Below are 15,692 nucleotides of genomic sequence, written 5' to 3' on the forward strand. Positions count from 1 at the left end.
GCTCGACCTGCGCCCGCGTACGGGAAGCACACCACCATGGTGGCGCGGGTGAACGGGAGCCTCCCATTCGTCGGACGGGCGACTCGTGCTTCATCGTCCTTATCCGTGACCCCGCCCATCGGGGTCGGACGTAAGTGCCGCTGACAACGCCGCCTGGCCTGTCGGGCCATGACGGCTGTCGCACCGCTCACGCGATGGATCGCGACGCTTCGAAACACATTCCACTCGGGATGGGACAAGTTGCTGCCGGCCGAGTGTCGAGTCCCGTTTGATCGTGGATGCGTTTGACGAATAGTTCCGGCCGCTTCTTCTGCCATTCCTTGAGTGCCAGGATGGGCTGTTTTGGCGTCGAGTGCGCGCTGCGGAATGTGGTGGTTGTACAGCTTCAAATAGTTCAGCAAGGTCGTCTCCAGGTCCGCCTTGCTGTCGAAACGGGGTTGCTGCAGCAGTTCATTGATGCGGCTGTTAAAGCGCTCGACCATGCCGTTCGTTTGCGGATGGCGCGGTGGCGCCAGGCGATGCTCGGCGGCGATAGCGGCGCAGGCCTCATCGGAGGCGTGCTTGCCGCTGGGATCTGCGGCGGGTACTTGATGTCGATGTGGATGAAGCCGGGCTCGTAGTCCTTGCAGGTCTTCTTCGGTGCGATGGTTTCGCCTTCGGCCGTCGGGATCACGTCTTCCAGGCGCGACATGCCTTCGCGCTTGAGCAGGCGCGCGATGCCTGAGCGGGACACCTCGGGATTGATGTACTGCCGCGTGATGAAAAGCAGGTCATCGAGCGGCAGGTAGAGCGACTGGCGCAGCGCCAGGACGATGGCTTACCGGGCCGTGCTCAGCGTTGTATGCAGCGTGTGCGCACGATGGGAACGGTCCTGTACGTCCTCTCGTTTGAGCCACTTCGCCGCGGTTGCCCGCGTGATGCCGAAGACCTATGCCGCCTGGCGATCGGACAGACCGGAATCCCTGATCTCCTGCCGGACCTTCGGGGTGGTGCGAGCTTGTGGATGGATGCGTGAACCCATGCTGCGGACTGCTCCTGTTGCGGCTGAATGCCAGGACTGCTGAACCCAGCAATCAAGTCGCCCAGCATAGCTCTTGCACGAAACAAAGGCCAGCTACGACGAGGCAGATGATCGCGCGAAACTAAACAGGTAGGGGGCTGTTGTCGTCACCTTGAACAAAGTCCCGGGCCTTGGGACGGACGTCGGGGAACTGTTCTCGAATCTTTTGAAGCCAAAGAGCATTGGTGGAACAACCATCGAGACTATCGACCAAGCGCTTCTCGACAATAATTTTTACCGCGACGGCATCCAGATGCCTCCACTTGCTACGAGCGGAGGCATAATTCCGTCGACGCCGGGCAAGACCACTACTGTCCTTGGCCGTTGGAAGCCTGATATGCAGAGTGTCATTGTCGATCAAACGGAAATACCGAAAGGTGCTGACTTTGGGCCAAAGCCAGGCGGTTTCAATTTGCTTAACGTTGACACTGAACTGACGGGCGACGACTTCTGGAAGGCATACAACCAGCCGTTCTTAGATGAGGCTGTATCACGTGGTGATCCGATCTATTTAGCTACGGTGCCAAAGAATCCGAGTGATATACTTAACGGGGGGATTCCAACTGGCATGTTTGGAAAGGAAGTGGAGTATCTCGTGAGCAAGGATATAAAGCCTGAGAATGTTTCTCTTGAACAATGGAATGAGATAAAGTCTTGGTTTAAAAAATGACGCCAAACGAAAATATTGAGAAATTGCTGAGTACCCGGGTAATAGACGAAATCACATGCAATTTGGGACTGTTAAGTTCTTGGTGTGACTCGACCATTTTTTTATTTTCAGATTCTCGTGCCATCCTGATATCGGACTTAACTCAGGAGTATGAGATAGACGTCCAAATTTATGATCGTCTAGGAAGGGTGGTTACGTTCAATTTATATGGAGTTGCAGCCGACATTATCGATTCTGGTCAAAGAGAGGTTTTTGATGACTTAATATTGAAGTACTTTGAGTCTATTGATTTTGATGAACTCCATTTGCGAACTGATCGCAAGAAAAGATCTTTGTGTTTTTCATTGGCTGTTTTGCGCCTATACGGCGCAAGGATCTTTTCTGATTCATTTCTGCTTGATTTTTCAAAATATTTCTCTTTGGTTATAGATCAAGTTTCAGAAAAATGGGAGCGTTGCATGAATAAAAAATAGTAAGGTTCTTTTGTTTGCGTTGGTGTTTGATAGGTATCAAGATCCGCTTGGTTATATCCGCGTTTCTTGAACAATTCCGGGCGCTTTCCCTGCCATTCCTTGAGCGCCTGAATAGGCGTTTTATGGTTGAGCGCGCGTTGCGGAATGTTGTGGTTGTAGATCTTGACGTAGTTGCGCAGCGTCGTTTCGAGTTCGGCGCGTGAACCGAAGCGGGTCTGGTTGACGATGTCGCTGATACGGCCGTTGAAGTGCTCCACCATCCCATTGGTTTGCGGATGCCGAGGCAGAATAAGGCGGTATTCGATACCGAGCTGCTTGCAAAGCCGGTCAAACACGTGCGTGCCGCTCGGTTCTTTCTTCTTGCCGCCGGCCGTGAAACGGTCGGTGAACTGGCTACCCTTGTCGGTCAGCAGCTTGACGATCTTGACGGGGCAGGCCTGCTGGGCCTTGGCGAGAAAGTCGAAGCTGCTGCTGTCGGTCTGGTCGGCATACAGCTCGATGAAGACCCAACGTGTGCAGCGGTCGATCGCGACGAACAGGTAGCGTCTCGCCGTCTCGTCCGGCATCTGCGGCAGGTATTTGATATCGATGTGCACATAGCCCGGCTCATAGTCCTTGAAGGTCTTTTTCGTGGCGGGTACGGTACCTTCCTGTTCGATCAGGTCACGCAGGTCCGACACGCCATGGCGGCGCAGGCAACGCCCAAGGCCGGCACGCGACACGGCGGGATTGATGAACTCGCGCGTGACCGCCAGCAATTCATCCGTGGGCGGCAGCAGCGTCTTGCGCAGCTCGACCACAATGAGCTCTTGCTCCGGCGAGAGCGTCGTGTACATCTTGTTGGGCGCGTGTGACCTGTCTTCGGGAGACTTGCGGTTCTGCCACTTGCGGATGGTCTGGCGCGTGACGTTGTACAGCCTGGCCAGTTCGGCTTGCGGGAGCGTGAAAAGCTGAAGGGCCTGCGGCGCACCGACATGACGCTCGACCTGCTCGGCCGCGCGACCACCATCGTGCTGCCTGAGCGCAGCGGTGACCGGCTGGTGGTCCACCAGACGTTCGACCGCTGGGGCAATCTCCTCAGCCAGAGCACGCTGAACGGCCCTGGTAGCGTCAACGTGTACCGGTACAACGCCAACAACCAGGTCATCAGCACGAGCGAACCAGACGGGAACGGCCAGCAGAGCGCCGCCAGCCTGGTCACGCGCTACTACTACGATCGCCTGGGCCGGCAGATCGCGGTGCGCGACAAGAACGGCAATGTCAACGCCGTGGCGTATGACGCCGCGGGCAACGTGGCCGAGGAACGGCACGCCGACGGTGGCATCGTCAAGCACTACTACAACGCCTTCGGCGAAGAGAGTGCGCGCCGGGACGCGGAGAACCACCTGGCCACGATCTCACGTGACCACCTTGGCCGTGTCGTGGCGACCAGCAGCGATGCCGTCGACAGCTATACGATCGGTGCCGGCGGTGCACTGAACCGCACGGCCGGGCACGTGGTCAACGGCACGCGTTATGACGAAGCGGGCCGCGTCGTCGCCCGGACCGACAGCGCGGGCGCGACGACGACCTTCGACGTCGACCTGCGCGGCAATGTCACCGCGACCCATCAGCCGATGGGAGAAACCGACAGTGCCGCGTTCGACGCGCAAGGCAACCGCATCGCGCACCGCGACGCCAACGGTTCGGTCGAAACCTGGAGTTATGACACCAACGGCCGCCTGCAGGCGCACAAGGATATCGGCGGCGCCGCGTACGCGTACAAGTACGACAGCGCCGGCCAGCTGGTGGAGGAGACGAACACCCGCGGCAAGGACATCCGCACGACCTACGATGGCGCCGGCCAGGTGACGCAGTTGCGCGACCTGGTCACCGACAAGACGACGCAGTACGCCTATAACCAGGCCCGCCAGCACACCCGCGAACTGACGGTGCAGGGCGGACAGCTGTACCAGGACAGCCTGCTCGCCTACGATGCCCACGGCCGCCTGGCCCGGATCGATGCACTGGAAGACCAGGTGTCGGCCCTGCTGGAATACGACGATAATGGCAATCTGCTGCATCGCCATGTGACCCAGCAGGCGCACGGCGCGGGCACGGTGGTGCAACAGGTGACGATCGACGGCGTGAACCGGGTCGTGACGCGCAATCTGGCGTCCCTCGCGGGCGAAACCCAGGACCTCTGGTATGCGTATGACGACATGAACCGCCAGGTCAAGGTCGAAGGCGCCGCGAACGGCAACGCCGCCGACACCAACAACCTGACCACGGCGCAGGGTCACCTCGTCACCTACGACAAGAACGGCAATCGCACGAGCGATACGTTCCAGGGCAGCCAGCTGGTGGCGCAGGTCGGCGCCGACGGCGCGACGCGCTACGTGGTCCACCAGGGCCGCATCACGGTGCACTACCGCTACGACGCGGCCGGACGCCTGTCCGAAACCGCGATCGGCGCGATCGATGCCCAGGGCAATGCGCTGGACGAATCGCATGCGACCGTCGTCTCGCAGAATTACTACGACGCGGCCGGTCGCCTGATCCAGAGCGGTGGCGGCGACAAGCTGCCAGTGGGCTATGCCCAGGCCGCTGCGAACAACCCGGACGCCGCATTCAACACCGACCGCACGGTCCGCGAATACGACGCCGACGGTCGCCTGCTGCGTGAGCGGATCACGGATCGCGCCGGCGTGCTCGTCCAGGACACCAGCTATGCCGGCGGCTACGACGCGGTCGGGAACGTCCTGTCGTACAGCATCACGGACGGTTCTGGCAATGTCTCGCGCACGACGGTTACGGAGATCAAGGGGGAGGAATACAGCAGGAGCGGCATCACGACAACGAAGATTGCGCCGAGCGGCGTGTTCGTCAGCGCCAGCACGCACTACGCGTACGACGTCAACGGCGAGCTGGTACGCACCGACACGACGTCGGAGATGGGGGCGGTCAGCACGATCAAACAGTCCAACGACTTCGACGGCAATATCCTGCAGACGATCGACGGCAACGAAGCGTGGAACCGCCTTATTGTGGATGGCCAGGTCTACGCGGTTTGGGACCCGCCCACGGAAATCTCGGAAGTGGAAGATCTGATCACGGCGATGTACTGGGAACTGCTGGACCGCGAGCCGGATGCGGAAGGCCTGGCCTGGTGGGTGCACACGTTCGTCGAGGAGGGCTATTCCCTCGAAAGCGTCCGTCAGGGCATTATGGCCAGTGACGAGTACCAGAAGTTGCACAGCGGCGACGGCTCCGGCGGCGGCGACCCGGCACCCGATCCGGGGCCGACGTCGGCCGATCTCGTGACCCAGGCGTACCAGGCGCTGCTGGGACGTACGCCGAGTTCACAGGAACTGCAGTACTGGACCGGGGCGATGGCCAACGGCTTGTCGATTTTCGACGTCGAGGCGCAGATGCAGGCCAGCCCCGAGTACGAGAATCGCCAGGTGACCAGTCCTGATCCGGGCAATTTCGACGCGAGCGGCAACCTGATCGTGAACTACCGGCCGGGCGATACGTTGCAGGGCCTTGCCTTGGCGGCGTACGGTGACGTGTCGTTGGCGTACTTGATCGCACGGGCGAACGGGATCACGGCTGGATCGCAGCTTGCTTCTCGCAAGGAGGTTGTCATTCCGAAGCGCGGCGGCTCGACGTCCACGACTACGACCCAAAACGGTTCAGCGGGTTCCGGAACGTCGACCCAGGGCTCGTCGCAGACACCGGGCGCTAACGCGGGCCCCGCGCCGGCGGGGACCACCTACGTATCGTTGGGCGGAAGCACACCCGACGCCGACACCGCGAAGATACGGAACATCATGAACCATGTGGGATGGTTCCCAGTGGACTCGTCGATACCAACGATATTTTACGTGCAAGCCTACGACGTCTATAAAATGATACAGGGTGGTGCGGACCTGCGTGAGTTTGTCAATACGGACTATTACAGCATCGTCCGTAGGATAGTCGCTCTCAACACGGGCCATCCGGGGCATGGGGAGGACATGGTTGCGCCGGATGTTGCGCCGATCTACGGGAGAGATGCGTCGGACCTTAGATGGCAGCCGTTGCAACCTGTGTCTGCCCAAGCGATCCAAACAGCCATGAACGGCGGCCTGTCCAGCAGCGTGCTTTACGGCGGAGGAACGGATTATCTTGGTGCCATCGGTCCCTATACCGGCGCTATTCCGACTAGTGGTGGCTCTGATGGCCTCGCGTCGGGAGACGGTGGGAGCGGGAACTATGGATCGAATGGAGGGGAATTCGGCAATGCGGGCAATAGCTTTGCAGGCACCTCTGACCAATCGCCCGATCCAGGACAAGGCCAGTTCGACGCGATTGGATCGGAGATTGCCGCTACCCTGAGCAGCGGCTCTGGTTTCACTTCTACCAACGCCGGTGTGCCGGCAAAAACGATGGGCTCTCTCCTTCAAGGTAACGAGGCTAAGTTAACTGATTCGCCTGGATTAGGTGCTGGTACGAACACAGGCGTAGAGCATGCCGGCGACCTGACGTGGCAGAAGTCGGGAGACGGTGGCGCGGGTTACGTAACGCCGAACCCAGGCGGCGCAACGATTACGTTAGACCAGCTTCCTGCTGGACATACCTATAGCCCAGTTCTCTATACGTTAAAAGATAGCGGCCAGTCCGTCCCGGCAATGCAAGCGGAGGATGGGACGATCTACATGCCACCTTCGTCGGTGGCTGGCACTTCCGGTCCGAGCACTCAGAACCAGCAGATCGTTGATGCGTCCTCGGCGAGCGGGCTAGATCCCCGGCCCACGAACAGCAACGCGGCAAATCCGGGAGTCATTAACAATAGCGGTTCTTCGACCACTGCGCTTGTTGGCGGACCGGTGCCATTGCCGCCTATCGATACTTCTGGATATTTTGCCCCAGGATTCGTTACCCAAAGTTACGCGACGGCGGTTAGTATGTTGGGCGACGCGAGCTTGCCGTGGACTCAACGGCTCGTTGCCGGCACATTGGCGACGGGCACTGCTCCGCTTATGCTCATCGAAGAGACCGGGCGAGGTATATTGAACATTCCGGCTGATGCAAGTATTGCTGGGCAGTTGTTGGCGCGTTCCACGCTACAAACAGATCCGGCCGCGGCCACAATAGACCAGCTAAGCGCTACGGTTCATTTTACTGCTGCATTTGGAAACGCATTGGCAGGCGCTACTATGGTTTCGACCACATTAACCGCCAATAGCGCCGTTACTCAGGCTGCAAATGCGAATGCGTATGCCCGCTCGACCTATAATTTGGTGGAGATTGAGCTTCAACCTAAGCAAGGAACCCTAAAAGGGCCTGCTGCTGTTCCGCCTCTGAACGCTAATGCGGACATGGTGAGATCATTTGGTCGACAAAATGAATCTGCTGAAACGCTTTCAAAAGTTGGTCTTGATGTGGAGCAATTGAAGGAAACGGGCGCTCCCGGTGCCAATCCTGATTTGAAAATTAACGGTCAGGTGGCAGATGTGTACGCCCCGAGCGGAAAAAGTGTCCTTACCGTTGCGGATACAATCTCATATAAGGTCAAGTCGCAAGCGCCAAATATTGTTATAAATCTCGAAGATTCTCCATTGACATCTCAACAAATCATTCAATATTTGCAAGCGAATCCTGTATCTGGTCTTAATGCAGTCATTTTTATTAAAAACGGCGTAGTTACTATTGTGGGGATTTTGTAAAAATGTCGCTTGATATCACGCTGGAAGCTGATAGTCGTTTAACTCGATGCCATATGAAGAAGGTGTTAGAAGTTTTGGGTGCCGCTCAAACTGATGAGGCTGATGTATTAACTGCATTTTTTCCTGAATCAAACATGGGTTTTCTGTATCGAGACACCGTAAATATTGCGGAACATCTGACGGAGGGATTCGAGAGCGCTACTTGGCCTGTTCAATCGAGGGCTACCTTTAGATTATCTGCTGCTCATTACGATAAGTGCATGGAAGATCTTCGGAAGTTTCTCGAAAATTTGTCTGAATTGACGGAGGCCTTTTTTACTGTCGCGTTTCAGTATGAGAGATTGATAGCCTATCGTAATGATCAGGGGTTGAATTTCGTTGAATAGCCAGCGATGAGTTCAGCAGTGATTTGGCAGGTTGCTGAACTGCTACCCGGCTGATTGGGGCCTATGCGTTTCCATTCACACTACGGTCACGCGCGATCGATCACCCACACCAATGGAGTTTTGCGATGAGTGAAAGACTTCCAGCATTTGTTAAGGAATTTTTGGGTTCGGAATCTGATCCCGGAGATTTCGCTGATGAATTTATCAGTCAATGGAGGCGCGAACGTGATACTAAGGTTTCTCTTTCTGATGCTCCTAAAGTGAGTGAGGCGTTATCTAGCATTTTTTGTTTGGCAGATATGTTTAACCCTAACGATGATCGTGAAGACTATGAGTTTGATGAACCTAAACTGAGGCTCGAGATAGAAAAGGTGTTAAGAACAGCAGAGCTTTTATAGATGGGTGGTGTCCTGTCCGAACTTCGGACACCCGAGATTCCGGGCCTGCCCTGTTCGGTGTTCGGAACAGTGCCTCTGCCCATGGTTTTTTGCGCGTCATGTCCGTGGTCGTTGACATTGGCGTGGCACCGGCGCTGACGCGTACAAGCACGACAGCGCCGGCCAGCTGGTGGAGGAGACGATCACCCGCGGCAAGAACATCCGGACGACCTACGACGGCGCCGGCCAGGTGACGCAATTGCGCGACCTGGCCACCGACAAGACGAGCCAGTACACCTACAATGAGGCCGGCCAGCACACCCGCGAACTGACGGTGCAGGGCGGACAGCTGTACCAGGACAGCCTGCTCGCCTACGATGCACACGGCCGCCTGGCCCGGATCGATGCACTGGAAGGCCAGGTGTCGGCCCTGCTGGAATACGACGATAATGGCAATCTGCTGCATCGCCATGTGACCCAGCAGGCGCACGGCGCGGGCACGGTGCTGCAGCAGGTGACGATCGACGGCGTGAGCCGGGTCGTGACACGCAACCTGGCGTCACTCGCGGGCGAAACCCAGGATCTCTGGTACGCGTATGATGAAATGAATCGCCAGGTCATGGTCGAAGGCGCCGCGAACGGCAACACCGCCGACACCAACAATCTCACCACGGCGCAGGGCCACCTCGTCACCTATGACAAGAATGGCAATCGCACCAGCGACACGTACCAGGGCAGCCAGCTGGTGGCGCAGGTCGGCGCCGACGGCGCGACGCGCTACGTGGTCCATGCGGGCCGCATCACGGTGTACTACCGCTACGACGCGGCCGGACGCCTGTCCGAAACCGACGGCGGCCGACCTCGTCACGCAGGCGTACCAGGCGCTGCTGGGACGTACGCCGAGCTCGCAGGAATTGACGGACTGGACCAATTCGATAGCCCATGGCATGTCGATCTTTGAAGTCGAGGCGCAAATGCAGGCGAGTCCAGAGTATGAGAATCGCCAAGTCACTAGTCCTGACGCGCGGAATTTTGACGCATACGGTAACCTTCTCGTGAACTATCGCCCAGGCGACACGCTGCAGGCACTTGCACAGGTTGCGTACGGAGATTCGTCGCTGGCGTACTTGATCGCACAGGCCAATGGGATTACATCCGGAACTCAACTTGCTACTCTGGATGCAATTATTATCCCAAAGGCAAACTTGAAATCACCGACGCGATACGGCACCACGATCGTGCAATACAAACCTGGCGATACGGTGGAAAGCCTTGCAGAGCAGGCTTATGGCGACAGCGGGTACTGGGAACTGATCGCCAAACAGAACAATATCACTTGGTATGATGATCTAAGCAAGCTGGGTTCAATTGCGATTCCTGATTTGAGCGTACTTCAGGACGCTGGCGATCGCGCGGAAGGTTTCCTGGAGCAACTTCAAGCTTGGGGATTTAATGAGCAGTTGAACGGCAGCATCGTTGTGCCAGCAAGGGCGAGCGGTGCATCGCAAGGAGCACTGGACTACGCGAACGAAATGTCGATGGCGGGTATGGATTGGAACGCCATCGACGACGTACGAAATTCGGCAACTGATAGCGCGCGTGTTTCGGCCGCATGGTATTTGATGTCCCATCCGAACGCGGCGGATTCCGAGTTGTACAGTGAATACATCAGTGAATATAACTACAGGTATGATGACGGGATGTCGTCGTTGGCTCGGCAAGTAGGGGCTGCTTATGATGGAGACAGAATTGGGGATTACGCAGCCATGGCAGCCGGGGGATTTGCAAGCGATGGCCCTGATTTCGGTAGAATGGACCTGTTTTCAACCGAAATGAAAAATAAGATCACGTCACTATATGGTGGAAAAATGTCCGGGGAGACGGGCATCGATGCGTTATTCCCGACAAAGACTTCTGTAAAAGATCTTACTGCGGAGGAATTTGGGAAGCTCGAAATTGCCCTAGCGTCCTTAGCGGAATATTCGTCCAGTCAGGGGGGCAGTAATAACGGGACGTCAGATTCGTCCAATGACACAATACCTGAACCCCAGCGTGTTGTGGTGGTGGGTGATAAAACGCTTGCTAATGCTACGGACGAAAATGACGAGATGTACCCGTCTCTGACGATATCGCAGCTCTACACTCTGTACAACTCATTTGCTGGTCCGGTCACTAGGATGCCAAAAACTAGAGAACAAATCGAAGCTGAGGTTGCTGCAAATATAAAGGCCGATGCGGAGCAACGTGTCGCGAATGTAATAAAATATTTGGATGAAGCTAAAGAAGCCGTCGGGGATACAGGATGGGATCCGTTACTCTTGCTCGCGATGGCAGCTCGTGAGTCGGCCGGTGATCCAGAAGCTGGTAAAGGCCATGGTTACAAAGGATTGGTCCAGCTTGGCAAGCAAACTTGGGACGAGGCGGTGAGTAAGGATATGATCTATCTTGCAGATTATAAGAGCTATGATAAGAATTGGAATGATCCGTTGGCCAACCTTTCAGTTGCAGCAACTGCTCTGGAGATTAAAAAAGACAGTCTCCATGTTCCCGACGGCAATCCTGCTGCGTTGGAGTTGGCGCTTTTGGCATACAACGGCGGGCAAGGTGCTGTTCTAAAGGCTATCGACTCGGCAAAAGCAGCTGGAGAGAAAGACCCATATGTCGCCGCAGCAACTGAAAAATACCTGAGCCAGGGGGTTGGCGCCTATCCGTCCGTCTATGGGGCCTACATGGATGGAGGAAGGTTAGCGTCTAAAAACCAGGCGATTACAAATAGGGGGAACGCAGCAGAGATAAAGGCCGCCGCAGTAAGCCTGGAACTCCATGAGATGTTGACTTATCCGACAAATATTTTGAATTACTATGATATGCTCAAGGGTAAGGTTTCGGGGTCTGGACACTGACGCTACATAAAGGGAATGAACGTATGAGGTATTTCTTTATATTGCTGTTCATAATTGCCGATGTCACTCATGCATCAGGAATTTCGCCCACTGGGAGCATCAAAGATTGGATGGCCTGTCAAAGGGCAATAGTCGAATCAGCCGAAGCCAAGCAAGTTGAGGACTTTGCGGGAAAAACCGGAGTTATCGAACTCGTAAATAAAAACTGCGGCTTTCGACCAACCATAGTACGTGGCAACGGTCGCGTAGGGCTCGGTGAGGATGATTGTGTGCAACTCTTTGGTTGGAGCAACGACGGTAGTTGCTTTCTTGAAGAGACTGTGGCACGGGATTTGTTCGTTAGAACCCTCAATCCCTGGGTGTTTGATAAAGAAAAATATTCGGCGCGCTGCGTACGGAATCAAGAGTCCGGTCATATTGATGATTATCAATCATTTCGAAAGGAAATTTGTGAGGTAAAGAGGGTGAAAGGCGTACCAAGACACCGCCTCGGTGCTGTCCAGTGAGACCTTGCTGGCGCTACATTGCGTGCGCATAGACATTGTCTTTCGCACAGCTCTCGTGTTGGACCATATGAGCACCGCGACGCCAACGGCTCCCTCGAGACCTGGAGCTACGACACCAACGGCCGCCTGCAGTCGCACACGGATATCGGAGGCGCCGCGTACGCGTACAAGTACGACAGCGCCGGCCAGCTGGTGGAGGAGACGAACACCCGCGGCAAGGACATCCGCACGACCTACGATGGCGCCGGCCAGGTGACGCAGTTGCGCGACCTGGCCGCCGACAAGACGACGCAGTACACCTATAACCAGGCCGGCCAGCACACCCGCGAACTGACGGTGCAGGGCGGACAGCTGTACCAGGACAGCCTGCTCGCCTACGATGCCCACGGCCGCCTGGCCCGGATCGATGCACTGGAAGACCAGGTGTCGGCCCTGCTGGAATACGACGATAATGGCAATCTGCTGCATCGCCATGTGACCCAGCAGGCGCACGGCGCGGGCACGGTGGTGCAACCGGTGACGATCGACGGCGTGAACCGGGTCGTGACGCGCAACCTGGCGTCCCTCGCGGGCGAAACCCAGGATCTCTGGTATGCGTATGACGACATGAACCGCCAGGTCAAGGTCGAAGGCGCCGCGAACGGCAACGCCGCCGACACCAACAACCTGACCACGGCGCAGGGTCACCTCGTCACCTACGACAAGAACGGCAATCGCACCAGCGATACGTTCCAGGGTAGCCAGCTGGTGGCGCAGGTCGGCGCCGACGGCGCGACGCGCTACGTGGTCTACCAGGGCCGCATCACGGTGCACTACCGCTACGACGCGGCTGGACGCCTGTCCGAAACCGCGATCGGCGCGATCGATGCCCAGGGCAATGCGCTGGACGAATCACATGCGACCGTCGTCTCGCAAAACTACTACGACGCGGCCGGTCGCCTGATCCAGAGCGGTGGCGGTGACAAGCTGCCGGCGGGCTATGCCCAGGCCGCTGCGAACAACCCGGACGCCGCATTCAACACGGACCGCACGGTCCGCGAATACGACGCCGACGGTCGCCTGCTGCGTGAGCGGATCACGGATCGTGCCGGCGTGCTCGTCCAGGACACCAGCTATGCCGGCGGCTACGACGCGGTCGGGAACGTCTTGTCGTACACGATCACGGACGGCTCGGGGAATGTCTCGCGCACGACGGTTACGGAGATCAAAGGGGAGGACTACAACAGGAGCGGCATCACGACGACGAAGACGGCGCCGAGCGGCGTGTCCGTCAGCGCCAGCACGCACTACGCGTACGACGTCAACGGCGAACTGGTGCGCACCGACACGACGTCGGCGATGGGGGCAGTCAGCACCATCAAACAGACCAACGATTTCGACGGCAATATCCTGCAGACGATCGACGGCAACGAAGCGTGGAATCGTCTCGTGGTGGATGGACAGGTCTACGCGGTATGGGATCCGCCGACCGGCGACGTGCCGGATCCGACCGACGCGATCACCGCGATGTACTGGGAACTGCTGGACCGCGCCCCAGATGCGCAAGGCCTGGCCTGGTGGGTGAGCACGGTTGTGGAGCAGGGGTATTCGCTCCAGAGCGTCCGTGACGGCATCATGGCCAGTGACGAGCACCAGAAGCTGCACAGCGGCGACGGCTCCGGTGGCGGCGACCCCGCACCTGATCCGGGACCGACGTCGGCCGATCTCGTCACGCAGGCGTACCAGGCGCTGCTGGGACGTACGCCGAGTTCGCAGGAGCTGACATACTGGACCAACGCGATGATCCAGGGCATGTCGATCTTCGAAGTCGAGTCGCAGATGCAGGCGAGCCCCGAGTACGAGAATCGCCAGGTCACCAGTCCGGACGCAGGTAATTTCGCTCCGAACGGCGATCTGATTGTGAACTATCGCCCGGGCGATACGTTACAGGGCCTCGCCTTGGTGGCGTACGGCGACGCGTCGCTGGCGTACTTGATCGCGAAAGCCAACGGCATCACTGCCGGGTCGCAGATTGCTTCCCTCAATGAGGTTGTCATTCCGAAGGTGAGCGGTTTGACGTCCACTACCAAGACTCAAAACGGTTCGGCGGATTCCGGAACGTCGACGCAAGGGTCAGGGCAGATGCAGAGTGCACACGCGGACGTCGCCGCTGGCGGAACTACCTTCAAAGTGCTGGGCGGTGGTACGCCCGACCCCAGAACGGCTACTGTACTGGAGATCATGAACCATGTGGGATGGTTCCAGGACGACCCGTCGATTCCGACAATATTCTATGTACAGGCCTATGACGTCTATAAAATGCTGCAAGGCGGCGCGAACCTGCGGGAGTTTGTCAATAAGGATTACGAAAGCATCGTCCGTAGGATCGTCGCACTCAACACGGGCCACCCGGGGCATCCCGCCGATATGGTGGCGCCGGATGTTGCGCCCATCAACGGAAGGGACATGTCGAATGAGCAGTTTGGCGAGAGTTACTATACCGGTATCCGGAATGGCTACGGCGGGGTAGACCAGCCGTCTGCGCCGAGCAGTGGCGTGGTGTACACCGGAAGCCTGACGCAGGATCACCCGTCTGTGCCGGCCCTGACCGCTGGCGATTTCGTGTCACTGAATGTCGATACCGGCTTGCTCACCGGCTTACCCGCGATTGATGGACAATTCGGACCTGGTACTTCCACACCACAGTCTATCGGAACTGGCACTTCCACTACGCAGCCTATCGGAACTGGTCCTTCTACCCCGCAACCTATCTATTCGACCAGTAGCGGCACCGATAGGACGCCAGCGCAAATTTCGGTAGGTACGACGCCAGTCACTGTTTCGAAAGAGAAAAGCTACGACTATCAGATTGTCCAGACCTTGGCTGAAGGCACTCAGCAGATCACCCGTGTCATTCATGTTAGCCCGGATGACAAAGCAATCAATGCAGTAAATGCCTGGCTTCAATCGGACCACGAATTCGCAGTGGGCGGGGGCATCTATGCTGGGGTTGGTGGTGAGGCGGAAGCAACCATCCAGGTCAACATATCAAAGGGAGAAATTGGTGTGAGTCAGGTGGAGGTTGGTCTTGGAATCGGCGCCGGCGGTAGTGTGCATGGTGGTGCTATCCATCCCGTAGGTACGCCAAACGATCCAGACGACGGCGTTTCGGGATCCATAACTCTGAAGGAAGGCGGAATAGGCGACAAGCAGAAAGACCACACAATCGCAATTTCAACCAAGGTGGGTTTTGAAGCCAGTGTGGCGTTTTTCCAAGGCGCAGTTGATGCCAAAGCAGGCGTACAAAGCCAGATCGGCGGTGGATCGAACTCGACTTTTGCAGGGGTAAACTGGGGAGCGAAAATACTAGTGCCTTCGACTGGAATCGCTTTAATGGGAAGTGGAATGTGTATAATTGGAGTTACAAAAGATAACTTAAGGAAAGGCGCTTGAGATGATTCATGAAATCGATTTACGCTCATTGACTGAACAAGGGCGGCAGAGAAATAATGCTGCTGAATTTCAGAAAAGGAAGGTTAGACTTCTATTTGGGCTCGGCTCAATAGTTCTATTAATCATCATTGGGAAGTATTCCCTACCGCCTTATCAGAAAGTACTTATAGGCTTAATTTTTGTTACGATGGTCGG

General features: G+C 57.0%; 9 protein-coding genes and 1 pseudogene. 8 read left to right on the forward strand and 2 right to left on the reverse strand.

Features of this window, described 5'->3' with window-relative positions; all coding sequences use genetic code 11:
- Positions 1 to 187: 187 nt before the first annotated feature.
- Positions 188 to 1,021: pseudogene (locus ACEN98_RS29990) on the reverse strand (integrase core domain-containing protein).
- Between the two features lie 151 nt (positions 1,022 to 1,172).
- Here ACEN98_RS29990 and ACEN98_RS29995 point away from each other — a divergent pair.
- The gene (locus ACEN98_RS29995; RefSeq protein ID WP_413388473.1) at positions 1,173 to 1,730 is read left to right on the forward strand and encodes a hypothetical protein; all 558 of its coding nucleotides are present in this window, start codon (positions 1,173 to 1,175) and stop codon (positions 1,728 to 1,730) included.
- Between the two features lie 430 nt (positions 1,731 to 2,160).
- Here the strand turns inward: ACEN98_RS29995 and ACEN98_RS30000 are convergent, their stop codons facing one another.
- A complete protein-coding gene (locus ACEN98_RS30000; RefSeq protein ID WP_413388475.1) occupies positions 2,161 to 3,252 on the reverse strand; it encodes an IS481 family transposase in 1,092 nt (363 codons plus the stop codon).
- Between ACEN98_RS30000 and ACEN98_RS30005 the strand changes: the two genes are divergently transcribed.
- From ACEN98_RS30005 to ACEN98_RS30035, 7 genes are all read left to right on the forward strand, one after another.
- Positions 3,178 to 7,893, forward strand: a complete 4,716-nt coding sequence (locus tag ACEN98_RS30005) for a DUF4214 domain-containing protein (RefSeq protein WP_413388476.1) — start codon at positions 3,178 to 3,180, stop codon at positions 7,891 to 7,893. The two genes, ACEN98_RS30000 and ACEN98_RS30005, sit on opposite strands and share 75 nt — an antisense overlap.
- Before the next feature lie 2 nt (positions 7,894 to 7,895).
- Complete coding sequence (locus ACEN98_RS30010; RefSeq protein ID WP_413388477.1) at positions 7,896 to 8,279, forward strand: hypothetical protein; 384 nt, start codon at positions 7,896 to 7,898, stop codon at positions 8,277 to 8,279.
- 125 nt (positions 8,280 to 8,404) lie between these two features.
- On the forward strand, positions 8,405 to 8,677 hold the full coding sequence (locus ACEN98_RS30015) for a colicin immunity domain-containing protein (protein ID WP_413388478.1): 273 nt from the start codon (positions 8,405 to 8,407) through the stop codon (positions 8,675 to 8,677).
- Positions 8,678 to 8,846: 169 nt separating this feature from the next.
- The gene (locus ACEN98_RS30020; protein ID WP_413388479.1) at positions 8,847 to 9,617 is read left to right on the forward strand and encodes a hypothetical protein; all 771 of its coding nucleotides are present in this window, start codon (positions 8,847 to 8,849) and stop codon (positions 9,615 to 9,617) included.
- Entirely contained in the window at positions 9,604 to 11,559 is a 1,956-nt protein-coding gene (locus ACEN98_RS30025; protein WP_413388480.1) for a transglycosylase SLT domain-containing protein, read from the forward strand. The genes ACEN98_RS30020 and ACEN98_RS30025 overlap by 14 nt, the downstream gene beginning before the upstream one ends.
- Before the next feature lie 23 nt (positions 11,560 to 11,582).
- The gene (locus ACEN98_RS30030; protein WP_413388481.1) at positions 11,583 to 12,065 is read left to right on the forward strand and encodes a hypothetical protein; all 483 of its coding nucleotides are present in this window, start codon (positions 11,583 to 11,585) and stop codon (positions 12,063 to 12,065) included.
- Positions 12,066 to 12,083: 18 nt separating this feature from the next.
- Positions 12,084 to 15,497, forward strand: a complete 3,414-nt coding sequence (locus ACEN98_RS30035) for a DUF4214 domain-containing protein (RefSeq protein ID WP_413388482.1) — start codon at positions 12,084 to 12,086, stop codon at positions 15,495 to 15,497.
- Positions 15,498 to 15,692: the final 195 nt, after the last annotated feature.

The sequence above is a fragment of the Massilia sp. CT11-137 genome (genome assembly GCF_047302885.1).
Taxonomy (GTDB): Bacteria; Pseudomonadota; Gammaproteobacteria; order Burkholderiales; family Burkholderiaceae_D; genus Telluria; species Telluria orientalis.